The organism is Butyrivibrio sp. AE2032 (genome assembly GCF_000702965.1).
Map to the genome: position 1 here is coordinate 1,114,434 of NZ_JNLF01000005.1, position 24,233 is coordinate 1,138,666.

Here is a 24,233-nt window from a genome sequence, read left to right on the forward strand (position 1 = left end):
TTTATCGAAAGATTATATCGTAAAGAAGTCCGTTCGAATGTTACAAAAAACGATTAGCGCAAAAATCTGACCGGATCCATCAGGAGAAGCGTTTTCCCTTCGGGAAGGCCCCTGACCTTCTCTCCTGCGGCGACTATATCACGTCCGCCGTTCTCCCTGATGAGCTCTGCAAATTCCTCTATTCCCGAGATCACGTCATAGCCGAATCCGTCACCGCTGAAGTGCATCGGGATAACCGCTTTGGGATCGATCTTGCAGCAGAGTTCGAAGGCCTGCCTGCAGTCTATGGTGTAAAATCCGCCGACCGGGATCATGAGAAGATCGCAGCCCTTTATCTTTTCGAGCTGCTCATCCGTAAGACCGCAGCCGATATCTCCCATGTGAACGATCACGGCATTGTCGGGTTCCGATCTTACTATTGTGATCTTATTGGGACCGCGCTTGGCGCCCTTAACCTCATCGTGGTATGTGTCGATGAACTCAATTTCCGGAAACGGTCCGTTAAAGGCCCTTGAAGGAGACTTTACGCACTCTTCGGCATTATGGTCACGGTGCCCGTGTGAGCAGAGCACTTTGTCGGCAACAACACACACTTCGCCGAGACCGGGTACGGATCCCGGTGCATACGGGTCAAAACATATCGAATAACCCGTTGAGAGCTCTATCATGAAGCATGCGTGTCCGATATATGTGATATCCATGGGACGGGATCCTCCTCAGGTGATGTTTTCGGATATAACGGATCAGAAATCGACGCTGTCGTCTTCGCTGTTACCGGCGCTTTTCTTTCCGTCACCGGATGAGGCTGTCGTGGACTCAACGGTAAACGTAGCGTCTTCCAGGATCTTGGAGTTTGCCTTGAACTCTTTCTTTGCCTGGGAAGCAAGGATCGCATTTGCGATGCCGCCGATGCTGCCGATAACGAGCGTGATGCCGATGATGATGGTCAGAGCCTTTGATGCACCGTTAAAGAAAACGATGAAGATGCCCATGCCCAGCGCAATGATGCCGAAAAGGAGCGAGAACCACCAGTACTTGGCGCCCGCAGGTCTCAGAGTGCCTACCGAAGCAACTATGATAACGATGGCGTATACAGATACGATTATGCCGAAAACAAAATTAAATACCGTGATGATTGGCGCGGGATTGATGAGGAATATTATTCCGGTGACAGCTATGGCACCTCCGATTATAAGAACGATCCAGTCGAAGATCGTCTTTTCCTTTATCCTCAGGAAGTTGATCAGTTCAAAGATGCCGACAATGACCAGAACACCGCCGACGACCCTGACAAAGCCTGCTGCGATGGCATCGCCCTTGCCTGCCAGTGTTCCTATAAAGAAGATGAGTCCCAGGAAGAGCATGACGATGTCGACGATTATCGTACCGACATTGTAGTCACTTATCTTGTTCTTCTTTTGGGTCTTTGTCTTAGCCATGTATTCATTCCTCACTTTCGTCACTTTCATCGCTCGCGACTATCTTATTCTTACCCGAATTCTTTGCCCTTGCAAGTGCCTCTTCAGCCTCCCGAACTGCCCTGGAGAGATCCGTCTTCATATCAAACCAGGCATATCCGCCGCTGAACGTAACGGACCTGTCCAGGAAAGAAAACTTCTTTTTCGCGAATTCCTTACGCATGCGGTTGAGATCTTCCATGTTCTCTTCCGGAACCGCATTAGTGAATAAGACCACGAACTTTTCGCCGCCGTACCTTCCGATCAGGGTGCCGGCATCGATATAGTCTGACAGGATGGAACCGAGCGCGCGGAGAACGTCATCTCCCTTGTCATGTCCTATCTCATCGTTTATAAGCCTGAAATCGTCTATATCCAGGACGGCAATGCCGCAGGGCTCGTTCTCATTTGTCTGCGAGAGGATCTTCTCGGCCTCTCCGGTCAGGAATGCCTTGGTGTACACGCCAGTAACGCTGTCCGTATCCAACTTGCCGTCACCGGTGAGGCTCCTCTCCGTGATGAGGAATTTCATCTTGGTGTAGGATTCGAGCTTGAAAGACATAAGACTTACTATGATCGCCATTATCTCCGCGATCACGATGCAGATGATCGTGAACGTCCTTTCCGTCGGGTAATCGTACATATGCAGTATGCCTGAGTACAGGATAAGGACGAAGCAGATTCCCGCCTGGATCTTCTGAAGGAAGTCATCGTGGAAGATCGAGCTGAACATGACGACGAACAGCGGCAGTATCCATAATGGGATGAAATAGCTGTGTGCGAGCGATATTACGCCCGTCATCAAAAGAGTCGAAATGGAGCACACCCTGTTCTTCGTGCTGTCGGTGCTGTTCCCCGATCTGTTCGAAAACCTGGTGATAAGCCACAGGAGCATATTTATCCCGAAGGGAACAAGTATCCTGAACTCTATATAGGACTTAAGCGGCTGACCGAGATCCTGGATTATGTAGTAATAAAACGCAAGAGCGATCTCCAGACACAAGCACACGACAGTTGAAATGAGAAGGAGCTTCTCAATCTCGGACCTTATCTTTCTTTCAAGATTCCGCATCGCGGGATCGCCTGTCAGCTTCGTGTCCATCCTTTATGTGCCTTAACGAATGTTACGTCGCGGTATTGTCTCCGCCTGTCTCTTCGGTTGAACCGCCGTTGTCTCCGCCTTCTCCGGATGAACCGCCGGTCTCTCCGCTGCCGCCCTGCTCTGCAGGTGTAGGTGTCGGAGTTTCAGTCGTCTCACCGCCCTGTTCCTGATCAACAGGTGTAGGTGTCGGTGTTTCGGTCGTCTCACCGCCCTGCTCCTGGTCAACAGGTGTCGGAGTCGGGTTGTCGCCGTTCTCGCCTTCAGCCGGAGTGGGAGAAGGTGTGACGGAAGTCTCAGCTTCCTGCTCCGCAGGCGTCGGCGTAGGCGATACTGCCTGCACTACTTCCCATGTAGCGGAAGCGGTTACCGATCCGCGGAACGAATCCTTGTAAGTATATGTGATCGTGTATTTTCCTATCTTCTGCTGAGCCTGCTCGAGCGATACCTTCTGACCGGACTCATCCGTGATCTCATAGGTGATCCCGCTCGTCGTGGTCTCATCCTGGGATGTCTTGGCCGATACGCCTTCCAAAGGATCGATCGTCTGGCCGACTCCGCTGGTAATGCTCGTGTTTGTCAGTTTAACCTCGGGCGCATTAAGTGTCGTCTTGCCCATGATCCTGATATTCAGGTCGACGTCGGTGCTGATGCCGGATACCTTTCCGTGCCATGAATACTGCCAGTACTCATAGGAGAAGCTCCTGGGCGGGATCGTGTCGCCGGCCTTGTACATACTGCCGTCGCTGTAGCAGCTGTATGGATATGCATACCAGAGCTTGTATTTGGAAAGGATCTCGCCGGAATAACTTCCGAGTCTGTTGTTGATGTCGCCCGTATTGAGATATACGCAGGGTGTGTAGCCGTTCTGCGCGATTGTGCTGCAGAAAGCGGTGATGACGTTTGCAAAGTCTTCACCCTTCAGGTTTTCGGTCCTGTATCCGCCGCCTGTCTCCCAGTCGAGCACGACGGGAAGATCCATCGTAACACTGCCTACCTTTGACAGTGTAATGGAAGCCTCTTCGAGAGCCTCGTAAGGAGTGAGCGCCTGTGAGAAGAAATATGCGCCGACCTTGATGCCTGCCGCCCTGGCATTCTTGACGTTGGTGGCAAACTTGGTGTCCTCATAGATCTTGCCCGATTCACCCCAGCCGCGGCCGCCGCATCTGATGAATGCGAAATCAATACCGTCAGCCTTTACTTTCGACCAGTTGATATTGCCCTGGAACTCGGAGATGTCTATTCCGAGCTGGTACTTGACCATCGTTATGGGCGCGAGCGTCGGTGTCGGGACATTTGTCGGAACCGGTGTCGGTGTATCAGTTGCAGCAGGTGCGTTTCCGCCCGAACCGTGGTGAACGTTGTTCTGATTCTGGGACTGGTCCGTGTCGATATCGCTCCTCGCGATAACGCCTGCCTTACCTGCCTTGATGGCTTCAACGAGTTCCTCGTCCGTCAGGGACTTCAAGTCGCTGACGTCGACGACATGCTCGCCTGTAAGTCCGCCGCGCTTGGTCTCCCTGGGCTCGACGGATGTTGTCTCTTCGATATAATCTTCAGCTGATACGAATTCGATCTCCTCGCTCTCGGAAGCTTCGATCGCTGCCCTTGCAAGGAACTGCTCTGCGGTGTTGAGTTCCAGATTCTCCGAAGGAACGGAGGAATCCGCTTTGAGCGTGATGGCCGCGGTGCATACGGAGCCGATCGTACCGACGACCAGCACTGCCGCGAGGATAAGGCTTAATCTCGCCTTGTTCTCCTGAGCCGAGCAAAAGCGCTCGAAAAAGCTCTGTTCTTTATTTTCCGCTTTCTTTTTCAAATCAATACCACCTGTTAAAAAACATAAATATTCATGATAATAATGCTTTAGTACCCTTTTTAAGTCAAGGCAGAAACACCTTACATATAGGTTACCGTTTTGCTACAAAAGCCATGCCGCTTTGTGCAATTACCCTCTATTCAGCGGGCGGATATTCGTTGCACAGGAGCCTGTACGGCGGCTCGTCCTCCTCTATCTCGGGGAATCTTCCGACCTGCGGATTGAACCTGTTGTCTGTGTTGTCGTCATTTACCTGGGACACTTCGCCAAGGAGCACCGCACCCGTTCCCTTCTCCACTTCGAAATCATGATAAAGATAAGGCTGTATCGAGATGCTCTCTCCGGGAGTAAGCCTTATCTGAGTTCCGGCCTTAACCTGATATGTCCTGCCGTCAGTGTGGACGGTGACATCGCTCTCCTTATCGATCTCTTCATCCGGGAGTGAGTTGTAGACCCTGATCAGCAGATTTCCGCCGCCCTTGTTTATGATGTCCTCCATCTTGTTCCAGTGGAAGTGATTGGGCGAATACTGCCCTTCCTCGATGAACAGGAGTTTCTCCGCGTAGGACTTGGGATATTTATCCTTTGCCTTGAGATTGCCGTTTCTCAAAGTTATCAGCGAGAATCCGACCTTGTCAAAATCGCCCAGACCGTAATCCGTTATATCCCAGCCGAGCATGTTTTCCCTGATCTCATCGTATTCATGGCCTTTGGAAAGCCACTCTTCCGGCGTGAAATGACAGAACGGCGGAAGACTTATCTTCAGCTCCTCCGTCACGCTTTCCATGCGCTTAAGCGCTTTGTTGATCTCGGATCTTTTCATATGAGTTCTCCTTTTCCCCGCTCACTATCTTAACATTGTCATCAGGATTATTTGCGACCGAAAAGGGGCAATTTCAACGCACGGCCCGCCTGTTGCTTACCGCCCTGAATATGCAGGCAACTCCGAAAGCCGACAGAGTTATCACGGTAAATATCAGGATGCCCACAGGCCAGCCCCAGCTTAAGAAAGCATAAAAATCGTTGGTATAAGGCCAGGGACCGCCGATCCCGTTTATCAGGATGTTCAAAAGGTAACCGATGCCGTAAAGGAGCGTCGGAACCGCCGCGATCACCGTAAACCTGAACGGCATCTTTTTCCGCTTAACGAAGATGAATTCCGTCATTGCCGTCAGAGGTTCCAGAAGATGGAATAAGAGATTGCCCCGCTTGTAGAACTGCGGATAACCGTATAATGGCCCGAACATGAACGCAACAACAGCAAATGTTATCGCCACACCGCATACAGCCGCGAGCTTTAAAGCCGCCATCCTGTCAGTATTCTTATTGAGAAGGCACAACACCAGATAAACAGCCGCGATGACGCCGCAGAACACGTTCGTAAGGACAGTGTAGAACTTGAAGTTCTCTATACCTGTCGACTGCAGCGCTCCCTCTTCGGGCTTTCCGGTGAGCATGAGAACAGTACCGGTCACCGTAAGAATAACGATAACGGCATTAATGATCATTTCCGCTGTCTGACTCTTTTTGCTCATAAGTAAATTATACACGGTATGCAAAAGGGCTGCTCCCTAATGAACAGCCCTTGATCGATCTGATATTTAAGTCAGGTATCAGCCCTTCTCGAGTGCGAGTGTAACTGTTGTTCTGTCGCAAACTTCTGAGGGTCCGAAGTACTGGATGGCACCGGGGAATGTGAATGCAGTCTCAACTGCCCACTTCTCACGGTTTGCTTCGAAATACTTGAACGGCTTGCCGTCGAGCTCAACGAGAGCCTTTCTGATAACCGGCTTGTCTGCGCCGTTTCTTCTCTCCATGTTCATCATCTTTGTGATAGGCATACCGCCTGCAACCCACTCATCAGCGGGCTTGGAGATGTTGGAAACCTTTGAGAGGTATCCTGTGTAACCATACTGGATGAGCATGAATGCGTTGAAGCCCAGAGAGTAGCAGTAGTCAGCATCGAAGTTGGAAGGGAATGCGCAGCGGCCTTCATAACCGAAGAAGTGGTGCTGAGCGCCGAACTTACCCTTGTATGTGCCAGCTTCCTTTCTCTTTGCGAGCTCGTTCTTGACCATCTCGGAGAAGAGCTTCTCGGACTCGATGAGGGATACCTGAACGTTGCCGTGAGGATCTCTCTCGAGGAAGAGCTGCTGCTGGATGCCCTGAGGAAGGATGTCGAATACCTTGAAAGCATCAGCGGAAAGGCCGGCCTTGATGAACTCATACTTAGCGTTCCAGTCAGGAAGGCTATTAAACTGAGCTGTCTTCTCGCCTGCGAGGAGCTCGTTGATCTCAGCGATGAGAGCGGAGAACTCAGGTACGAACTCTACGATACCCTCAGGGATGATGGCAACACCGAAGTTGTCGCCGTTAGCTGCTCTCTTCTCAACGGAGTCAGCGATCTGGTTTGTGATATCTGCAAGAGACATCTTCTTAGCTGCAACTTCCTCACCGATGAGGCAGATGTTAGGCTGTGTCTCAAGTGCGCACTCAAGAGCAACGTGGGAAGCGGAACGTCCCATAACCTTGATGAAGTGCCAATACTTCTTTGCGGAGTTAGCATCTCTCTCGATGTTGCCGATGAGCTCGGAATATGTCTTTGTAGCTGTATCGAAACCGAAAGAAGCTTCGATATCCTCGTTCTTCAAGTCGCCGTCGATCGTCTTGGGGCAGCCGATAACCTGGATGCCTGTGTTGTTGGCAGCCATGTACTCAGCGAGTGTGGCAGCATTTGTGTTGGAGTCGTCACCGCCGATGATGACGATAGCAGTAAGGCCGTTCTCTTTTGCATAGTTAGCAACTGTCTGGAACTGCTCAACTGTCTCGAGCTTTGTTCTGCCGGAACCGATGATGTCGAATCCGCCTGTGTTTCTGTATGCATCGATGAACTTGTCATCGAACTCAACATAGTCGTTCTTGAGAAGTCCGTCAGGTCCCTTCTTGAAACCGAGGAGCTTGTTCTCGGGATTTGTTGCCTTCAAAGCATCATAAAGACCGGAAATGACGTTGTGTCCGCCCGGAGCCTGGCCGCCGGAAAGGATTACGCCGACAACCTGCTTCTTAGCAGCGGATGTATTTGCGCCCTTAACGAATGTGATCTCGGGCTTACCATATGTGTTGGGGAAAAGAGCCTTGATCTTATCCTGGTCTGCAACAGACTGTGTAGCAGCACCTTCCTGTACGCTGATCTCAGCGATACCGTTTCTAAGCATGCCCGGAAGCTTGGGCTGATACTCATATCTTGCCTTCTGAAGTGGTGAAATATCCATAGCATTACTCCTTTAGAATAAAATACACAAGAATAATAATTAATCAGGAGCCAAAAGTAAATGATAGATTTCGGGCTTTGTGTATGATTTATCCACTGTTCTGACCGAACCTCAAAGCCTTTTGTCAATTCACACCAAAAAAGTAATTTGATTGTCAAACTTTTTGGCCGAAACTCCATTAACATTCACATAAGCATTTGATAAAATCAACGGTGCATGGGGTAGAACAAATAGCGAAATCCCTGAATATTATTATTTGGAGGGTCATTCAAATGGCAGAAAACACACCTGTACAGGGTCAGTCTAAGGGCAAGTCAATCGCTTGCATGGCATGCGGCATCGCATCTATCGTACTTTGCGAATGTTACGGAGCTGGTCTCATTCCCGCTATCGTAAGCCTCGTTCTCGGCAGCCAGTGCGCTAAGGAAGGCGTTCAGAACACATTCACAAAAGTTGGTAAGATCACAGGTATCATCGGTCTCATCCTCAACATCGTTGTAGGCGCTATCATGATCATCATCGTTGCTGCTGCAGCAGCTGCAGGCGTTTCAAGCTACTGATAAACGTCATTAATGCCAAAGGCCGTTCGGGATTCCCGGACGGCCTTTTTTGTTGCTTATGAATTGACAGGCATCTATTCTTTTTGAAGTCTCTTTTTACTGACGTCGATTACCGTGACGGTTACCGCAAATAAGAACAGCAATATGCTTATTATCTGTGATGTTGACAATCCGAAAAGGAATCCCCTGATCTCGTCTCCCCTGAAGAATTCATCCGTGAATCTGATGACGGGATAGATGTAAAAATAAACGATCAGCATCCTGTGCTGAAACTTTCCTTTTTTATAAAGCACCAGTAAAACGAAGAACAGGATCAGATTTAGTGCCGATTCGATAAGCTGTATCGGAAGCCTGTTAACATCATTTACGGCCGGATACAGCGTGTTTCCGTGTACCGTGAAACCGACATCACAGGCCACGCCATAACAACAACCGCCCAGAAAGCATCCGATACGGCCGAATGTATGGAAAAGCGGAATGGCAACGGCTACGGCATCAAACATGACATCTCCCCTGAAATACTTCTGGGATACTTTGTCTGAAATGACAAGCGCGATCAGACCGCCTATAAGACCTCCGTAGAACACCATGCCGCCGAAATAGTTTCCGAACAGCGTCTGAACAAAACTTATAAAGTTATAGTCCTTGAGATTCTTGAATAATTCGATGATCTTATCCGTATTCGTGAATCCGTAAACAATATGCGCGCCGATCACGGCTCCGGCAGCGAATATCAGACCGGTCATGGCGATATCTTCAAAATATACTTCTTTTTTCCGTAAAAGCAGATAGCAGCACAAAGCGCTGGCAAACATTCCGATAGCTGCCAATATGCCGTATGTTCCTATTGTTCTTCCGAATATTTCGATAAATGGATACATGAATGACCTTAAATAAAAAAGGCAGTTGCTTAATGACTTAAGCAACTGACCTCTTATGCTTAGATTAAACTATCTATCAGACTGAAGCTGCTGCACAAGCAACGCAAGCGATGCAGAGACCGCAGGAGAAGAATACGATAGCACTTTCAACTGTACCTACGATAGATGTAATAAGACCGATAGTAGCAAGAATCTGCTTCTCACCAGCCTCCTTAGCTTCTTTTCTGGCACCAGCTGACTTGATCATACCGATGATACCGACAATGATAGCTGCCAAAGTAGCAACAATAACAATGATACCTGCGGTAAGAGAACCGCTGTTTGTGGATGTGTCGACAGCGTTAGAAATAGATGTTCCGATGTTAGGGATAACAAGGGATGCAATACCTAATACCAATGCAACGATTTGCTTATTCTTTGTGGTTTCCATTTACAGACCCTCCTTGAATTTTGACATGCATATTGGATGTCATGAGGCAATTTTTACACAACTCACAAAAAAAGTAAATCCACAAATGCATTTGAGCAATAACAGTATTCTATGGGCAAATACATCTCGTTTTGTTATATTCCACCAATAATTACTGCCCTAAAGGGATATATCCGCTGTCTTCGATTATCTTCTGGCCTTCCGGCGACAGCATAAAATCGATCGCCTTGTATACATTTCCGTTTGTCTCGCCTTTGCGGTAGACCGCATAGATATTTCCCGCCACAGGATATGAGCCGTCGGCTATCGTCTCGGGCGTGGGCGAAATACCGTTTATCGTCAGGATCTTAACTCCGCCTTCAGCGAGCATTCCCGTCACGTAATACCTGAACGAGAATCCTATTGGGCTGCCGAAAAGCGCCGTGTAGTCAGGTTTTATCGGAAGGTCGCCCATGAGCTTTTCGAGAGCGGTCTCGGAACCGCTGTTCTTATTTCTCCGCATCGCTGCGATCGGCATGTTATTTCCGCCGAGTTCGCTCCAGTTTGTGATCTGTCCGGAATAGATGCCCCGTATCTGTTCTATCGAAATGTCCGATACGGGATTGTTGGAATTGACTATGAAAACGAAAGCGTCAGATCCTATCGGAACCATCTCAAGCTCAACGCCTTTCTCCGCCGCATATGCGAGCTGCTCATCCGAAGGCTGCGCACATATTATTATGTCGGCATTCCCGTCGACGATATCCTTGTAGGCACCTCTCGTATTCGTGTAATGCATGGCGCTCGCTGTATCGTAGTCTTCACCTTTATATATGACGGAATCTTCAGGGTAGATGCTCTCAACAAAGCCCGCATATACAGGGAGCAGAGCAGCGGCACCGTCGATCGTCGGGATGTCACCTTCAAGTTTTTCCGCATCCTTTGCCGGAAAAACGTTTTCGGAACCCGTAAAAGGCACGTAGTTTGCCACTTCAACGCTCATCTTCTGCATGCCGGGCGTGTGGTGGCTTATGACTCTCTTTATAAACAGCTGATAAATTGCCAGATCAAGACCTGCAAACAAAACAATAAACAAAGCAATGACGGCAAGCTGCTTTACAAGTTTTTTCCTATCCATATCAGCATCCCCAATTCGCGATCATCTCGACTATCGAGATCTCTTTCCAAAGATTGTATCCGTGGATCAAGAGTGCAGCAGTAGTCCCTATTCCAATGACCATTATTGCCGCCAATATGATTACAAAAGTCTTATCCTTCATATTTCCTACCTCACATATGCGCCACTGCCGCAGCAAGGAACAGCACCAGACAGATCTCACCGGCGACCGTAAGCAGGAAATATCCTGAAAGACATCCGAATACTATTGCTTTGACCTTAAACGGTTTAGCCCTTTCTTTCTTGAATTTTCTCAAATTCACTATGAACAGGACCAAAAAGACAATGAAAAGGACAGCCGGAGCCGCCCATATTGCCAAGTTCCCGATATTACTTAAGAACCGCTCAATGTTATACGTTGACATGCTTATTTCCTCCCCAGTGAATCTCTGTATTCTTCAACCTCGCTCCTGTCAAAAGACGAGATCAGTCTGCAATCGTTCTCATCCAAAAGCCTGTAATGGCCGGTAACGTAATTCTGCTGAAGTCTTATGCCGTTCTTTTCATCGATCACCCGCCACCAGACCTTCCCTCCCATTGTCGGAGGATACTGAATATGCCTGTCCTCAAAAGCGAGCGCATGGATGACGTCGCCCGAATCACCGCCCATTATCCCCTGAAGCACTTCGCTCTTCTCAAAAACTGACGCCACCGCGATAACTTCGGTCCAGGACAGTTCTCTCCTGCCCTTTTCGGTTTCGACCAAAGTCTTCTTGGAGATGCCGAGCATCTCGCTCATCGCCTCCTGGGTAATTCCGTACTCAGTCCTGATTAGTTTGAGCTTGCTGCTTACAGCCTTGATGAACTCTTCGCGTTTCATGTTCTTTCCCAATTTCCTTTGATGGTCAAACTATCAATAGTGTAATTTTACACTTTTGGTGTAGTTTTGCAAGTTTTCACCCCCCAAAAAAACACCCGCTAAAACTCAAACACAGGTTTTAGCGGGTAATGAAACAGCAATTGTATAAAAGATATCAGTCTTCGAAAAGCGGCGTGGAGAAGTATCTTTCAGCTGTATCAGGCAATACCGTAACAACTGTTTTTCCTGCTCCGAGCTTCATTGCAAGCTTGATGGCGCAGGCAACATTGGTGCCTGATGAGATACCGCACATCATGCCCTCTTCACGTGTCAGTCTGCGCGATGTGTCGAGAGCCTCTTCGTCAGTGATGATGCAGATGTCGTCATAAACCGTTGTATCAAGGATGCCGGGGATAAGTCCGTCGCCTATGCCCATCTGCACGTGGGTGCCTATAGAGCCGCCGGACAATATGGCTGCGTTCTCGGGTTCTGCCGCCCAGATGACCGTGGAAGGATTTGCCTCCTTCAAAGCGTGGCCTATACCCGTTATGGTGCCGCCGGTGCCGATACCCGAGCAGAAGCCGTCGATAACACGGCCGTCCATTGCCTCGAGGAGCTCTTTGGCGGTATATGCATACTGCGCTTCGGTATTGGCGGGATTCTCGAACTGCTGGGGGATGAATACCCTGGGATCGGAAGCAGCGATCTCTTCTGCCTTCTTGCGGCAGTCGTCTATCGCCTTGCCTATGTCGTTGTCGTCGTGGATGAGGATGACCTCGGCACCGTAGTGCTTAACGAGGAGACTTCTCTCGCGGCTTACGGAATCAGGCATTATGATGATCGTCTTATAACCCTTTACGGCGCCTATAAGCGCAAGGCCTATGCCCTGGTTGCCGCTCGTTGGCTCGACTATGATGCTGTCCTTGTTGAGCTTGCCTTCCTGCTCGGCGCGCTCGATCATGTTGAGCGCCGTGCGCGTCTTGATGGAACCTCCGACGTCGAGGCCTTCGTTCTTAACGAAGATATCTGCCGCGCCTTCGGGTACTATGCGATTAAGCTTGATGAGGGGGGTATTGCCTACTGCCTCAAGAATGTTGTTATAGATCATTAAATGCACTCCGCGTTATAAACAAAACTTATACCGCGACATATTATACAGGGTTTTTCAAATAGTTGCAGACTTATATATCTTTATCTCGAAAATAGTTCCCTTTCCCTCTTCGCTCTCGCAGGAGACCGTTCCGTTCTGGGAGTTGATTATCTGCTTTGACAGGGAAAGACCTATCCCGTTGCTGCCCGGATCCGATCTCTCACCGTGGTAGAAGCGGTCGAAGATGTGCGGAAGATCTTTTTTGGAGATGCCGCAGCCTGTGTCTTCTATCCTGATGTTGACGGAAACGTTCGTCTCTTCCGAGGAGATCTTTATGCTGCCGCCCTCGCCCGTATGCTGCAGTGAATTCTTGATGATGTTGGAAAGCGCTTCTGACGTCCACCGCTTATCGCATGTTATCCTGTCTTCGGGTGACACATCGATGTCTATCGATACGTCCTTTATGTCGGCTTCAATGGCAATGCCTGACACGATGCCGTCCACGAGTTCACTAACGCTGACGTCTTCTTTCTTGAGAACGAGCACTCCGGCATCTATCTCGGCCAGTGTCAGGAGAGTTCTGACAAGCCAGGTTATGTGATCTGTCTGCGTCTCGATGTTCGCGATGCAGCGGCGTCTCTGGGCCTCATCGAGATTGCCGTTCTTGAGGGCATCCGTCATGAGGTTTATCGCGGTAAGCGGAGTCTTTATCTGATGTGAGATGTTTGAGAGCATGTCCGCCATGTAGGCATTCTTCTTTACCTCACCCGCATATTCCTCCTGGAGGGTCGAGGCAAGCTTATAGATCTCGCTTCTTAAGATGAGCATGCGGCCCTCGGCTTCGCGGCCCAGTTCCGGGAAACTGTCGCGGTCCTGCACCCTGGTAAGGAATTCTATCAGTTCGTCGAGTTCCTTTTTCCTCTTGATCTTATCCAGCACGATATAGATAATCAGTGCGGCAACTATCAGGGCAAGGACAATCGACAGTATCAGATAAGGGTTCATAGATTAAGCCTGTACCCCTGTCCCCTGATGGTCTCTATGTATCTGCCCTCATCGTCGGCGAGCTTGCTCCTGAGCCTCTTTATATAGACGGTCAGGGTGTTGTCGTTTACAAAGCTCCCGACATCGTCCCAGAGGATATTCAGTATCCGGTCCCTGTCGAGGATCTCGCCGGCGTGATTGATGAATACCAGAAGAAGTTTATATTCCATGGCGGTCAGCGGGATCTCCTCCCCGCCTCTGGACATCTTCGCATTCGTAATGTCGATGTTGTTGTCTCCGATCCTGCAGACGGTATTTGCGGATGACTTGGTGCGCTTCATGAGGCGCTTCATCCTGGCGATAAGTTCCTTGATGTGGAAAGGCTTCGAAATATAGTCATCGGCGCCCTTGTCGAAAGCCAGTACCGTGTGGATCTCGTCATCCATCGCGGTAAGGAAGATGATCGGCATCTCGGAAGACTCTCTTACCTTCGTGCAGATCTCCATGCCGTTTCCGTCGGGAAGCGTCATGTCCAAAAGGCAGAAATCGATCTTCATGCCCGGCTCATCGCTCTCAAGAGCGGCGAAAGCTTCGGCAACAGAAGAAGCGAGGGTAACTTCCATACCCTCGCCTGTCAGTGCAAGCTTTAAGCCTTCTGCTATTATGCTGTCGTCTTCAACCACCAGTACCATGCGTCAGACACTTTCACGTTTTATCTCGTCTATTATATCAATCTTATTCTCGCGCCTTAAGCATGCGATGGTCATGATGATGACCGACAGGATTATCGCGCAGGAGATGATCAGTACATAGGCCCACGGGAAGCTGACAGTAAAGTAGCCGAATCTCCTGATGAGCGTCTTTGAGAGCCACAGGCATATGACTGCCACGAAAGGCGCTGCCACGAGGAATGACCATACCAGTACCCTTGCACTCCCGAGAAGTTCAGTTGTCAGGAGCTGCCTGAACGTTGAGCCGACCGACTTCAGCACGGCAAAGCTCTTCCGCTTTGACACCATGAGCGCGGAGATGGAACTGTATACATTGAGAAGGCAGATCGATGAAGCGATCGCAGTGAATATTACCAGCACGATCTTGATCAGGTATGCCATGATCTCCTTGAATTCGGCGACTCTGGATGTACGGGCAAAGATACCCGTTATGTCGTCGTTTACGAGCTGCTTTTCGAGAAGCGAGATCTTTGAAAGGCTCGCCTCGTCATCACAGTTAAAATAGATCTCCACATCCATACGGTCGGTGGATAATCTTTCCATGTATCCGGCAACGCCCATGGGGACGATAATGCGTACGTCAAATCCGGGATCTCCATCCAGGTAGTCACTCAGGTCATCCATATCAGCCTTTGCGATCACCTTAAGGTTAAGAGGTCCGTCAAGCTCGATCTCGGGGAACGCCATTTGATCTGCTTCGTATCCCAATTCGGCCGCCTGTTCGCGTGTCAGTGTATACGGATATATAGGGAGTTCCCCGCCTTTTTCGGCAACCAAGGGACTGTCTATCTGAAGATATCTGTAATCTCTTGCATGGTTGCCGTAGATCCTGTATGAATCCGTGGAGATCGATGCCGTATCGAGGATGATGCAGGGCAGTTCTCCTTCTTCGTAATCTTCAGCTTTCACTTTCTTTGCTATCTTAGCGAAATCTTCATCTTCAAAAACCAGTACATCTATGGGATTACCTGTGCCTTCTCCGCGTTCCTTAAAATTCTCGTTGAATGTTTCCCTCGAGAATTCTCCCTCCGGATAATAAAGACATAAAATATCGTATAAAGCGTCCCAATACTCATCACTCAGCTCACTGTTGTCCAAATAGAACATCATGCTTGAAGATCTGCAGACCTTTAAATCCGTAACGCCGTCCATCTCTTTGATCGAGTTCATGACCTCATCAGGATCGCAGTCGTCATCACCCGACAGGGACATGACAAATGCGTAATCCCTGTCTTCGTAGTACTTGTAATGTACGGTGTCGTCGACAAGTTTGAAGTCGACCATCTGCATGAGGAGCGATGCAGCGAAATAAACCACCGTCGTAACGAGCAGGAATATCGATACCGCTCTTATGATGCCCAGGGATCTGCTCCTGCCGTTCCTGAAAGATCTTGAGGAGAGCATGCCTTCGGCAGATCCCGTGATAAGCTTGTCAGGGTTTTTGCTCTTTCCGTGCTTTCTTGCCTTGCCGGCATTTCCCCTAATGCTCTCGACCGGGCCGACCTTGCTTATCTTACGGGCCGGGATAAGAGCGGAAATGAATACCGTGACGGCGCTTAAGATAAGCACGGCAGCAACAGTAACAGGCTTAACCTCAAGAGCAGGTCTCAGGTTTATGCTCTGCACGGCATCAAAATCATAGAGTTTCTGCGCCATGGGAGCTCCGATATCGGATGCGATCCTGACAATGCCGAGTCCCGCGGCTATGCCTGCCGGGAGTGCCGGGAGCAGGAGAACGAATGCCTCGAAGTATACCGAGCTTCTCTTCTGTCTGCCTGTCGCGCCGACGGATGAGAGCATGCCCAGATACTTTACGCGTTCGTCATAGGAAAGTGCGAAAACATTGTATATGAGCATTATCGAAATGAGCACGATAAGGATCACGAAGAACACCTGTGCGGCAACGACTATGAAATTCAGAGAATTGTCTGAAGAGTTTCCGGAGAAGATGAGAACGCTGTCGTTGGAGTGGACGTTCACATATCCAGCGATCTCACCGAGCGTAACGGCAAAATTCGCAGGGACCTTCTTTTCGTCCGTAATAATGAGAGCGTTAAAAACATCACCGTAGAGCGAAGACTCATCGACCTGTGTGATGGCGGCATACCATGCACATCCGGGTTCTTCGAATCCCGGAGTTTCTATTATGCCGACAACCTTATAGGTGTGCGTAAATCCTGTCATCTCGTGGATCTCTTCGTGCGTCTCATAGAACTCGTCACCGAATTCCGTGCCGGGTACGAAATAGAACATGTTGTAAGGGAGCTCGACCGTTTCTCCGGCGGGTATCTCGAGCATCGGATACTGGATGACCGTTGAGCCCGACTCTGCAGTGTTTGACATGAACCTCTGGAATGTAGCGCAGTCAATGGTATCGCCGATCTTTATGGACGAGCCGTCCTCAATGGCCGATCTGCTTATCACGATCTCATCACCGTTTTCGGGAAGTCTTCCCTCAGTCACGCTGATGTTCATATACTCCATTGCTTCGGCTGAATACCTTCTTATGTTCAGGAAAGGCTTTTGCGGGTTTCCGGTCCTGTCGAATTCCGTGTATTTCAGGTCTTCCGTTACACCGATTTCCTTTATGGGATCCAGTTCTTTTATCTTTCCGAGCAGTTCCCTGTCGATGTTATAGACTGCATAGTGATACGAGCCTGACTTTGCAGCGCCCAGATCCACAAAATACCTGTAGACCGTATCCTTTCCGACGAACACACATGTAAGGAGCATTACCATGAGCGCGATGCCGATTACAGAGATCAGCGTGCGCCTGGAGTTCATCTTCATGTGCTTTAATGTCACCCGGTGAACTATCTTCGTGTTTCTCATACTGACGTTTCCTTATTATCCTTTTCCCCATTATTCGCGGCCTGTTAAGTCAGTGACCCTGATGCGGTCATCTTTTACGATGTTTCCGTCTTCCATGTATATGATCCTGTCCGCCTGAAGAGCTATGTTCTCGTCGTGGGTTATGAGGATCAGGGTCTGGCCGAATCTCTTGTTGGATTCCTTTAAGAGTTCCACTATCTCGGCACTGTTCTTTCTGTCGAGATTGCCCGTGGGCTCATCTGCCAGGAGCAGTTCGGGTTTTGAGAACAGCGCCCTTCCGATGGACGCCCTCTGCTGCTGGCCGCCGGAAAGCTCACCCGGAAGATGGCTCCGCCTGTCTGAAAGGCCCAGATATTCGACTATCTTGTCGAGCCTTTCCTTGTCAGGCTTTCTTCCGTCCAGCATATGGGGAAGAACGATATTCTCATCGACGTTGAGTTCGGGCAGCAGATTATAGAACTGGTAGACCAGTCCTATGTGTCTTCTCCTGAATATCGCGAGCTTGTCTTCAGACTGGCTGTGTATATCCGTTCCGTTTATGAACACTTTTCCGGATGTCGGCTTGTCGACACCTCCGATTATGTGAAGCAGCGTGGACTTGCCGCTTCCCGATGCGCCTACTATGGATACGAACTCCCCTTTTTCGACCGTAAAGGACACATCCTGAAGAGCTACGGTCTTACCATCCCCCGTGCCGTATACCTTGCTCAGATTCTCACATCTCAATAATTCCATTTCAGGTTTCTCCTTGTTCAAGATATGCCAATGGTAACAGACCGCCGGGCATAAAAAATGAATTCCAAAGTGACAATTTAGTCACTTTGGAATCCTGTGTATTTTTTTCGCTTATTTATCGGGATCAGTAGTAGAGGACGTACTGGTACATTTCCACGATCTCGCCTTCGGAATCGACCTTCGTCTCCACGACGACGTTGCCGTCACTGTCGTTGTCGTATGTGGTTATCTGGAAGATGCCGCCTTCTTCGGTGTGGCTCAGTTTCTTAATCCTGTACCCTGAAGCGTCATACTGGTATTCGCACCAGCTCTTGATCTTGCCGTCGGCCTTGAACGTCTTTTCGCTCGTAACTCTGCCGGCATCGTCATATTCATACTCGGAGCTCTCGCTCTTCTTACCGCTCCTGTAGCACTGGGACTTAATTATGTCACCGTAGACGTTGTACTCGTATTCATTCTTTATCTCGAAAGAGCTTCCGTCCGCATCAGTCTGCTTCTGGAGTACGGGATTGCCGAGAGGATCGTATTCGTATTCGATCCACTGAAGCTTGGTCCCGTTCTGGTCGGTCTCGGTATCCCTTACCATGTTGCCGGAAGCGTCGTATTCATACACATGAGCTTTCCCGTTATTGCCGTCCTTGTCGATATATGTCTTTTTCGTAAGATTACCCGAAGCATCGTATTCGTAACTGTATCCGCCCAGGCTCTTGCTGTCCAATCCGAGCTTGTCGTCCCTTATGAGGTTGCCCGAAGCGTCATATTCATAGATCAGGGTATATCCGTCGTTGCCGAGGATCTGATCCTTTACGAGGCGCCCGGACTCATCGAAATCCTTCGCCTCTATCATTGTGCCGTTATAGTAAACACATATGGTCTTGTAGCCGTTATAGGGATCCTTGGTCTCCAGTGTCTCTCTTGTCAGCACTCCCGTAAATTCGGTCTGGGTTGCGGAAGGAGTATTACCGCAAGATGCGGCTGCACCCATCATCAGAGCCGCTGCCAAGATACAAACCAATTTTTTATGCATAGTTCTCTCCGTCATATATTCCGCGCATTGCGCAGGAGGCCGGGCAGGCTTTTCCCCTTTATATCGGCAAGGCCCTGACCTTCACCGCCTAATACTATCAGATTTTCACCGCGTTTGACATTCAGATACTTATTAAGCTGCGGCAGAAAGAGCGCTCCGGTACCATTCATTTTGCGATTAACAGAAATTTTATATCGTTTTTCGATATATTTCGCTTGAAAAACGATAATTCAGATGGTAATATGACAACAATCATGGTAATCCGCTACAGGGAGATAAGACTTATGAAGAACAAACAGGTAAAACATCCCATCCTCAGGATCCTTATTATCTTATTAACACCCGTCATACTGTACTTCGGTTTTATGTATATGTTTGTCTATTCTCTCACGAAATGGCACGTCAGAGAGGCACCGGGCATCGAAACAAAAACATCTTTAAGCAACGAGGCCCTTATCCCGGAACTGGCCAATTACGTGGAAAGGAGCGGCACGCGCGGGTTCCAGGATGTCGATCTCCAGGTTGAGACATGTCCGTTCGCGAGCATTGACGAATTGTGCGCCGCCCTGCCCTCCGGCTCCGAAACAGCCATCAGAAATGCCATGTCATCCAACCCGGAAAAATCATCTGACATAAAAAACAAAAGCGTGAAAGAATATAAGGTCCAGACGATCTGTCCATTCAACAGCATGAACACATCGCTCCCGCTTAACTTCGACTACCTGAACAAAGACGGAACGCTGAAATACTGGACATGGGAATACTCGGTCTACGAATACAGGGACGGTACATACCGTTTCGTGGTACTCGTAAGGCCGACATAAAAAAGCGGTACCGGCAAGGCATTTATGTCCTGTTCAGCTTTTGCGGGTCTTGGAGATATTTGAGAGGATAACGATGGTCTCTAATTTATCTGTCCACGGGAAGAGTTCGACGGGCTCGGCTATGAACGGTTCGAAGCCCTTGTCCCTGAATTCCTTAAGGTCTCTTGCAAGCGTCTCGGGACAGCATGAGATATAAACGATCTTTGAAGGACCGAGTTCTTTGCAGGCGCTGATGAACTTGGATGTGGTGCCCAATCTTGTCGGGTCTAGGATGACGCAGTCGATCTTCGCATCCTGCTTTGCGAGCCTCTCCATGTATTCGGTCGCATCGGCATGAACGAAACTGGCGTTTTCCACCTTGTTTAATGATGTATTCGCGAGGGCGTCCCTGTAAGCATGTTCATTGAGTTCGACGCCTGTGATGCTCTTTACGGAATCAGCAAATGACAATGTCGTCGAGCCTGTTCCGCAGTATGCGTCAATGCATACCTCGTTGCCTGTAAAATCGGCAAGCCTTATGGCCTCAGAATAAAGGATCTCCGCCATCTTGTGATTGGACTGCATGAATGACTCAGGCGATACCCTGAACTTCTTTCCAAGAATTATATCCGTGATATAACCCTTGCCCATGACTTTCCTGATCTCCGTCCCGCCTAAGATCATGGAGTCGTGACGCTTGTTGATGTCGATGAGAAGGGTTGTTATCTCGGGATGGAGCTTTAATAACTCGTCCGTGAATATCTTCTTTTTCCTGAATACGTTGCTGCCGATTATGAGAACGACCATCACTTCGCCTGTGGCATCGGCCGTCCTTACGAGGATACGCCTTAACTCACCGACTCCGCGGCGTTCGTCGTAAATGCTTATCTTCAGTTTCTCCGCGAGCACGGCGCAGTCTCTGATTATCGCCGACGCGGTCTTGTTCTCAATGAGGCATGAATCGACTTCAACTATGCGGTGGGAACCTGTTTCGTAAGGACCGCAGATGACGTGTCCGTTCCTTAGCTTCTTGAAAGCGGAATGCACCTTGTTGCGGTAGAACAGCGGATCATCGCAGTAGTAGATGTGCATCACATCGCAAAAAGGCGAGATCAGTCTTTGGACTTTCTTGTATTTGGCAGCCGCCTGTTCGAGATAAGTCCTGCCGGCATAAGAACAACCGCCGCATTTCTTTGCTGCGGGACAGGTGTTGCGGACATTAAAATTCCCTGCCAGTTTCTCTGATCCTGACTCTTTGCCGGATTTCATCAGGCTTGCCTTTCAGCATTATTGACCACGTGCTTTAACAGGATCGCAGTGGTTATGGAGCCTACGCCGCCCGGTACGGGAGTAACCGCTTCGGCGATCTCCGATACGGCGTCGTAATCGACGTCTCCGCAGAGTTTTCCTTCCTCATCGACGTTCATTCCGACGTCGATTATTATCTGACCTTCTTTTACGTAAGAAAGATCTATCTTCTTGGGTACGCCGCAGCATGCGACGATGATGTCGGCATTTCTGCACTCGCTTTCTATGTCGACCGTTTTGGTGTGACATACGGTTACCGTCGCATTCGCTGTCGTAAGAAGGAGAGCAACGGGCTTGCCGATGACAAGGCTTCTTCCGACCACCGTTACCTTCTTGCCCTTTGTCTCTATCTGATAGTGCCTGATAAGTGCCATTACGGCTTCCGCAGTACAGGGGGCCGAACAGTCGGGCACGCCCGCAAGGCAGTCTTCCATATTGCGGATATCCATGAAATCGACGTCCTTGCCGGAGTCGATCGTTCTTCTCATATGTTCATCGCTAAGAGGCTTGGGCAGAGGTCTGAAAACAAGTATGCCGTGGACCTTCGGATCATTATTGATGCCGTCGAATGTACTGTCGAGTTCTTCCTGCGAGACACCGCTGTCCAAAGCCGTGACTTCCACCGTTACGCCTGCCGATTCAAAGCGCTTGAGAACGCCTCTCTCATAGGCCAGGTCATCGTCTCTTTCGCCGACGCGGAGTACGGCGAGCTTGGGCTCTATGCCCCTGCCCTTCAGCGCCTCCACTCTGACTTTGAGTTCTTCCAGTATCTCGTCTGCAACTTCTTTGCCGCCCAGTCTTCTCATGTTTATTTCCCGCCGATCAAAAGTGTCTTTACTTCTTCGTAGACCTTACTGCAGACCCCGGATGTCTCGTTTACAAGATCTATGGTCTTCTTATTAAGGTCTTCCGCATATTCTCTGTCCTTCATGGACTTCGTGTTTATGTATACGTTCATGGCAGCGCCCTTTGCGGCTGTCTCGCATGCCGCAGCGGCAACGCCAACGTCGCTTATCGCAAGTCTTGAGCCTATGACCGCGAGACGTGCGAGTACAAGTGATGTCTCATAAGCCTTTTCGACTACTTCAAAAGGCGCGGTGCTTGCCTGTCTTAATACACCTTCAAGGATCTCGTCTCTTCCTTCCTGGTCTTTGGGGATGGAATATGCCTTTGCCAAAGGTTCGAAAACCTCCTCGTCCTTTTTTCCGAGTGCTTCGAACTCTTTAACGAGAGAGCCGCATTTCGCGATGGCGATCTCTATCTCTTCCTGATACTCGGCATACTTCTTCTTTCCGCTCGTGAGGTTGCCCACCATGGAACCGAGTGCTGCAGCTATCGCGCCGCATACCGCGGATGCTCCGCCGCCGCCCGGTGTGGGTGCGCCTGAAGAGAGTTCTTCCAAAAATACGCTGACTGTTCTGTCTTCCATATTCCGATCTCCTGTACAGTGTTTTGGGACGACGCTATTTTACTCGAAAAAGACCCGTTTTCGCTATAGGAGATTGTAAAACAAAGCAGGTTATAAAGTCCAAGGTTACTGTATAAACCGCTTGATGGCTATAATGCCCATCATGTCGAGAACGCCGTATTTTACCACGCCCTTTGAAGCCGATGCGTGGATTACCTGCCCGTCGCCGATGTAGATCGCAACGTGGCCGCACCAGCCGCCATAGTCGTAGCATATGACGTCTCCGGGCTTTAAGTCGCTCCTTGGCACGCTTACGCCGTAGGATTTATAGATGGTGTTTGAACCGTTAGCAACGCTGATGCCGACCTGGGCATAACAATAAGTAACGAGACCCGCGCAGTCAACGCCGCTCGAAGTCGTTCCTCCGAATACATACGGCTTGCCGAGCATGGACTCAGCGAGGCTTACGATACTCTCACCGTTACAGCCCGTAATCTTGGGGAGCTTTCTGGTATCGCCGTAGCTTCCGCCGCCACCGCCGCCGCTACTGCTTGACGTTCTCGGACGCGGTGTCGGAGTGGGTGTGGGCGTCGGCGGGGGATTCGTGGTCGTATAAGACTTGTATACATAACCTGATTTTCCGCCCGTGGTCTTTACCTTGTACCATTTATCGCCAACGATCGCGCTGCAGTATAGCTTTGCGTCCTGATTTACGACCGTGACCTCTTCAGATGAAGTCGAAGGCTCGGCTCTTACGATGAGGCTGTCCGTGTCGACCCATACCGTCCTGTCGATCTCTACCGAGACCATCGTATCCTGGATGGTGTTGGTCAGGACAAATCCCTCATACTCGTTTTCCTTATCCTTTACCTTTATGCGCGACCAGGTATCGCCTACGCCCGTGCGCGTTACTTCCTGTCCGACGTGAAGCGAGACAAGGGTCAGCGAATCCATGTCAGGCGTTTCCTTAAGGATCGACTGTCTTGCTCTTACATAGTAAGTTGTATCGTCGGGTGCAAAGAACTGGGGATCCAAAAGTTCGATCGGGAGATCGGAATCGTCGTATCTCTGATAGATTACATATTTCGGGATATCAGAAAAGCTGATATCTTCAGATAATTCCACGGGGTCAGTACCTTCCGGGAGTTCTTCATAGTTTTCCGTAATACCGCTGCTGAGTTCATCAACACTGCTGACGAGCGCCCATTCCTCGAGCACGACTTCACCTGTCTCGACATTGGTTACGCCGTTTACGCGGTTATTCGCATTTGCCACCACCATGGCGGGCGACATGCCCTCACGCAGACCAATTGGCAGACAGATTATCGGGAGCGCGGCAAACAGCCCCGTCGCAATGGAAAGGATACCCCATTTGTTGTTTTGTCTCAGAACCGGTTTTCTCATTAAATCCCCACCTGTGTTTTCTACATCAGATTATACTATGAACTGAAAGATCCTTTGTGGCAATTTGGAGACGAGTATCTCACGGGTGCCGCAACCCGACCCTCTGAAAAGACAAAAAGGGTTGAAAATAGCATAGTTATTCTGGTATAGAAAAAGAATGTATTTTCAATATTTCGATACCTCGACTTTGGGAAGGTGAGCTTGAAATTATCCCAAGATGAGGTTTTCTTGCATTTGGGGATAAAAATTGAGTTCAAAATTATCCCTAAATGAAGTTTTCTTGAGGTTTGGGATAAAATGCGGGACGAAAATTATCCCAAGTGAAGTATTTTTAAGCTTTTGGGATAAAATCACCTCTGAAAATTATCCCTAGTGAAACATTTTTGAACTTTTGGGATAAAATCGCCACTCTGAAAATGACTGATGATGATCGTTTTT

The 24,233-nt window shown here is 49.4% G+C and carries 25 protein-coding genes; 2 read left to right on the forward strand and 23 right to left on the reverse strand.

Going from position 1 to position 24,233, the window contains the following annotated elements; all coding sequences use genetic code 11:
- Window positions 1–53: 53 nt before the first annotated feature.
- The 7 genes from BO18_RS22705 to BO18_RS22735 all read right to left on the reverse strand — a co-directional run bounded on the left by BO18_RS22705 (window position 54) and on the right by BO18_RS22735 (window position 7,647).
- Window positions 54–701, reverse strand: coding sequence for an MBL fold metallo-hydrolase (locus tag BO18_RS22705; protein ID WP_051689071.1), 648 nt, complete (start codon window positions 699–701; stop codon window positions 54–56).
- Window positions 702–743: 42 nt separating this feature from the next.
- Window positions 744–1,439, reverse strand: coding sequence for a DUF308 domain-containing protein (locus BO18_RS22710; protein ID WP_034449870.1), 696 nt, complete (start codon window positions 1,437–1,439; stop codon window positions 744–746).
- A gap of 4 nt (window positions 1,440–1,443) precedes the next feature.
- On the reverse strand, window positions 1,444–2,559 hold the full coding sequence (locus tag BO18_RS22715; protein WP_034449872.1) for a GGDEF domain-containing protein: 1,116 nt from the start codon (window positions 2,557–2,559) through the stop codon (window positions 1,444–1,446).
- A 22-nt stretch (window positions 2,560–2,581) separates the two neighbouring features.
- Complete coding sequence (locus tag BO18_RS33375; RefSeq protein WP_051689072.1) at window positions 2,582–4,375, reverse strand: glycoside hydrolase family 25 protein; 1,794 nt, start codon at window positions 4,373–4,375, stop codon at window positions 2,582–2,584.
- A 136-nt stretch (window positions 4,376–4,511) separates the two neighbouring features.
- Window positions 4,512–5,198: a D-lyxose/D-mannose family sugar isomerase gene (locus BO18_RS22725; RefSeq protein WP_034449874.1), complete on the reverse strand. Its 687-nt coding sequence runs from the start codon at window positions 5,196–5,198 to the stop codon at window positions 4,512–4,514.
- A 73-nt stretch (window positions 5,199–5,271) separates the two neighbouring features.
- Window positions 5,272–5,910 (reverse strand): hypothetical protein, encoded by a 639-nt coding sequence (locus tag BO18_RS22730; RefSeq protein ID WP_034449875.1) that lies wholly within the window; start codon window positions 5,908–5,910, stop codon window positions 5,272–5,274.
- A 78-nt stretch (window positions 5,911–5,988) separates the two neighbouring features.
- Window positions 5,989–7,647, reverse strand: a complete 1,659-nt coding sequence (locus BO18_RS22735) for a diphosphate--fructose-6-phosphate 1-phosphotransferase (RefSeq protein ID WP_034449876.1) — start codon at window positions 7,645–7,647, stop codon at window positions 5,989–5,991.
- A gap of 272 nt (window positions 7,648–7,919) precedes the next feature.
- Between BO18_RS22735 and BO18_RS22740 the strand changes: the two genes are divergently transcribed.
- Window positions 7,920–8,207 carry a hypothetical protein gene (locus BO18_RS22740; RefSeq protein WP_034449877.1) on the forward strand — a complete coding sequence of 96 codons (288 nt, stop codon included), beginning with the start codon at window positions 7,920–7,922 and terminating at the stop codon, window positions 8,205–8,207.
- Between the two features lie 74 nt (window positions 8,208–8,281).
- On the opposite strand, the gene BO18_RS33380 is transcribed toward BO18_RS22740, so the two are convergent.
- From BO18_RS33380 to BO18_RS22795, 12 genes are all read right to left on the reverse strand, one after another.
- Window positions 8,282–9,088 (reverse strand): prolipoprotein diacylglyceryl transferase, encoded by an 807-nt coding sequence (locus BO18_RS33380; RefSeq protein ID WP_185752553.1) that lies wholly within the window; start codon window positions 9,086–9,088, stop codon window positions 8,282–8,284.
- A gap of 76 nt (window positions 9,089–9,164) precedes the next feature.
- Complete coding sequence (locus BO18_RS22750) at window positions 9,165–9,518, reverse strand: hypothetical protein (RefSeq protein WP_034449878.1); 354 nt, start codon at window positions 9,516–9,518, stop codon at window positions 9,165–9,167.
- Between the two features lie 151 nt (window positions 9,519–9,669).
- Window positions 9,670–10,635, reverse strand: a complete 966-nt coding sequence (locus BO18_RS22755; protein ID WP_034449879.1) for a PstS family phosphate ABC transporter substrate-binding protein — start codon at window positions 10,633–10,635, stop codon at window positions 9,670–9,672.
- A gap of 1 nt (window position 10,636) precedes the next feature.
- Complete coding sequence (locus BO18_RS35045; protein ID WP_185752554.1) at window positions 10,637–10,777, reverse strand: hypothetical protein; 141 nt, start codon at window positions 10,775–10,777, stop codon at window positions 10,637–10,639.
- 10 nt (window positions 10,778–10,787) lie between these two features.
- Window positions 10,788–11,039: a hypothetical protein gene (locus BO18_RS22760; protein ID WP_034449881.1), complete on the reverse strand. Its 252-nt coding sequence runs from the start codon at window positions 11,037–11,039 to the stop codon at window positions 10,788–10,790.
- A gap of 2 nt (window positions 11,040–11,041) precedes the next feature.
- Entirely contained in the window at window positions 11,042–11,494 is a 453-nt protein-coding gene (locus BO18_RS22765; protein ID WP_034449882.1) for a helix-turn-helix transcriptional regulator, read from the reverse strand.
- Window positions 11,495–11,648: 154 nt separating this feature from the next.
- Window positions 11,649–12,581: a cysteine synthase A gene (gene cysK / locus BO18_RS22770; RefSeq protein WP_034449884.1), complete on the reverse strand. Its 933-nt coding sequence runs from the start codon at window positions 12,579–12,581 to the stop codon at window positions 11,649–11,651.
- Between the two features lie 57 nt (window positions 12,582–12,638).
- Complete coding sequence (locus BO18_RS22775; protein ID WP_051689074.1) at window positions 12,639–13,568, reverse strand: sensor histidine kinase; 930 nt, start codon at window positions 13,566–13,568, stop codon at window positions 12,639–12,641.
- Complete coding sequence (locus BO18_RS22780) at window positions 13,565–14,239, reverse strand: response regulator transcription factor (RefSeq protein WP_034449886.1); 675 nt, start codon at window positions 14,237–14,239, stop codon at window positions 13,565–13,567. Before BO18_RS22780 ends, BO18_RS22775 begins: the two co-directional genes overlap by 4 nt.
- Before the next feature lie 3 nt (window positions 14,240–14,242).
- Window positions 14,243–17,110, reverse strand: coding sequence for an ABC transporter permease (locus BO18_RS22785; RefSeq protein WP_034449887.1), 2,868 nt, complete (start codon window positions 17,108–17,110; stop codon window positions 14,243–14,245).
- A gap of 30 nt (window positions 17,111–17,140) precedes the next feature.
- Window positions 17,141–17,845: an ABC transporter ATP-binding protein gene (locus tag BO18_RS22790; RefSeq protein ID WP_034449889.1), complete on the reverse strand. Its 705-nt coding sequence runs from the start codon at window positions 17,843–17,845 to the stop codon at window positions 17,141–17,143.
- A 124-nt stretch (window positions 17,846–17,969) separates the two neighbouring features.
- A complete protein-coding gene (locus tag BO18_RS22795; protein WP_034449890.1) occupies window positions 17,970–18,872 on the reverse strand; it encodes an RHS repeat domain-containing protein in 903 nt (300 codons plus the stop codon).
- A gap of 284 nt (window positions 18,873–19,156) precedes the next feature.
- Between BO18_RS22795 and BO18_RS22800 the strand changes: the two genes are divergently transcribed.
- Window positions 19,157–19,696, forward strand: coding sequence for a hypothetical protein (locus BO18_RS22800; protein WP_034449892.1), 540 nt, complete (start codon window positions 19,157–19,159; stop codon window positions 19,694–19,696).
- A gap of 33 nt (window positions 19,697–19,729) precedes the next feature.
- Here the strand turns inward: BO18_RS22800 and rlmD are convergent, their stop codons facing one another.
- The 4 genes from rlmD to BO18_RS22820 form a co-directional block, all read right to left on the reverse strand.
- Window positions 19,730–20,944, reverse strand: coding sequence for a 23S rRNA (uracil(1939)-C(5))-methyltransferase RlmD (rlmD, locus tag BO18_RS22805; RefSeq protein WP_034449894.1), 1,215 nt, complete (start codon window positions 20,942–20,944; stop codon window positions 19,730–19,732).
- The gene (locus tag BO18_RS22810; RefSeq protein ID WP_034449896.1) at window positions 20,944–21,789 is read right to left on the reverse strand and encodes a bifunctional 5,10-methylenetetrahydrofolate dehydrogenase/5,10-methenyltetrahydrofolate cyclohydrolase; all 846 of its coding nucleotides are present in this window, start codon (window positions 21,787–21,789) and stop codon (window positions 20,944–20,946) included. The genes rlmD and BO18_RS22810 overlap by 1 nt, the downstream gene beginning before the upstream one ends.
- Window positions 21,790–21,791: 2 nt before the next feature.
- Entirely contained in the window at window positions 21,792–22,412 is a 621-nt protein-coding gene (locus BO18_RS22815) for a cyclodeaminase/cyclohydrolase family protein (protein ID WP_034449898.1), read from the reverse strand.
- Window positions 22,413–22,517: 105 nt separating this feature from the next.
- The gene (locus tag BO18_RS22820; protein ID WP_034449899.1) at window positions 22,518–23,795 is read right to left on the reverse strand and encodes a C40 family peptidase; all 1,278 of its coding nucleotides are present in this window, start codon (window positions 23,793–23,795) and stop codon (window positions 22,518–22,520) included.
- Window positions 23,796–24,233: the final 438 nt, after the last annotated feature.

Bases quoted from the DNA above. Each gene is read 5' to 3' on its own strand.
- BO18_RS22705 (WP_051689071.1), bottom strand. From the start codon at position 701: ATGGATATCACATATATCGGACACGCATGCTTCATGATAGAGCTCTCA.
- BO18_RS22710 (WP_034449870.1), bottom strand. From the start codon at position 1,439: ATGGCTAAGACAAAGACCCAAAAGAAGAACAAGATAAGTGACTACAAT.
- BO18_RS22715 (WP_034449872.1), bottom strand. From the start codon at position 2,559: ATGGACACGAAGCTGACAGGCGATCCCGCGATGCGGAATCTTGAAAGA.
- BO18_RS22725 (WP_034449874.1), bottom strand. From the start codon at position 5,198: ATGAAAAGATCCGAGATCAACAAAGCGCTTAAGCGCATGGAAAGCGTG.
- BO18_RS22730 (WP_034449875.1), bottom strand. From the start codon at position 5,910: ATGAGCAAAAAGAGTCAGACAGCGGAAATGATCATTAATGCCGTTATC.
- BO18_RS22735 (WP_034449876.1), bottom strand. From the start codon at position 7,647: ATGGATATTTCACCACTTCAGAAGGCAAGATATGAGTATCAGCCCAAG.
- BO18_RS22740 (WP_034449877.1), top strand. From the start codon at position 7,920: ATGGCAGAAAACACACCTGTACAGGGTCAGTCTAAGGGCAAGTCAATC.
- BO18_RS33380 (WP_185752553.1), bottom strand. From the start codon at position 9,088: ATGTATCCATTTATCGAAATATTCGGAAGAACAATAGGAACATACGGC.
- BO18_RS22750 (WP_034449878.1), bottom strand. From the start codon at position 9,518: ATGGAAACCACAAAGAATAAGCAAATCGTTGCATTGGTATTAGGTATT.
- BO18_RS22755 (WP_034449879.1), bottom strand. From the start codon at position 10,635: ATGGATAGGAAAAAACTTGTAAAGCAGCTTGCCGTCATTGCTTTGTTT.
- BO18_RS35045 (WP_185752554.1), bottom strand. From the start codon at position 10,777: ATGAAGGATAAGACTTTTGTAATCATATTGGCGGCAATAATGGTCATT.
- BO18_RS22760 (WP_034449881.1), bottom strand. From the start codon at position 11,039: ATGTCAACGTATAACATTGAGCGGTTCTTAAGTAATATCGGGAACTTG.
- BO18_RS22765 (WP_034449882.1), bottom strand. From the start codon at position 11,494: ATGAAACGCGAAGAGTTCATCAAGGCTGTAAGCAGCAAGCTCAAACTA.
- cysK (WP_034449884.1), bottom strand. From the start codon at position 12,581: ATGATCTATAACAACATTCTTGAGGCAGTAGGCAATACCCCCCTCATC.
- BO18_RS22775 (WP_051689074.1), bottom strand. From the start codon at position 13,568: ATGAACCCTTATCTGATACTGTCGATTGTCCTTGCCCTGATAGTTGCC.
- BO18_RS22780 (WP_034449886.1), bottom strand. From the start codon at position 14,239: ATGGTACTGGTGGTTGAAGACGACAGCATAATAGCAGAAGGCTTAAAG.
- BO18_RS22785 (WP_034449887.1), bottom strand. From the start codon at position 17,110: ATGAGAAACACGAAGATAGTTCACCGGGTGACATTAAAGCACATGAAG.
- BO18_RS22790 (WP_034449889.1), bottom strand. From the start codon at position 17,845: ATGGAATTATTGAGATGTGAGAATCTGAGCAAGGTATACGGCACGGGG.
- BO18_RS22795 (WP_034449890.1), bottom strand. From the start codon at position 18,872: ATGCATAAAAAATTGGTTTGTATCTTGGCAGCGGCTCTGATGATGGGT.
- BO18_RS22800 (WP_034449892.1), top strand. From the start codon at position 19,157: ATGAAGAACAAACAGGTAAAACATCCCATCCTCAGGATCCTTATTATC.
- rlmD (WP_034449894.1), bottom strand. From the start codon at position 20,944: ATGAAATCCGGCAAAGAGTCAGGATCAGAGAAACTGGCAGGGAATTTT.
- BO18_RS22810 (WP_034449896.1), bottom strand. From the start codon at position 21,789: ATGAGAAGACTGGGCGGCAAAGAAGTTGCAGACGAGATACTGGAAGAA.
- BO18_RS22815 (WP_034449898.1), bottom strand. From the start codon at position 22,412: ATGGAAGACAGAACAGTCAGCGTATTTTTGGAAGAACTCTCTTCAGGC.
- BO18_RS22820 (WP_034449899.1), bottom strand. From the start codon at position 23,795: ATGAGAAAACCGGTTCTGAGACAAAACAACAAATGGGGTATCCTTTCC.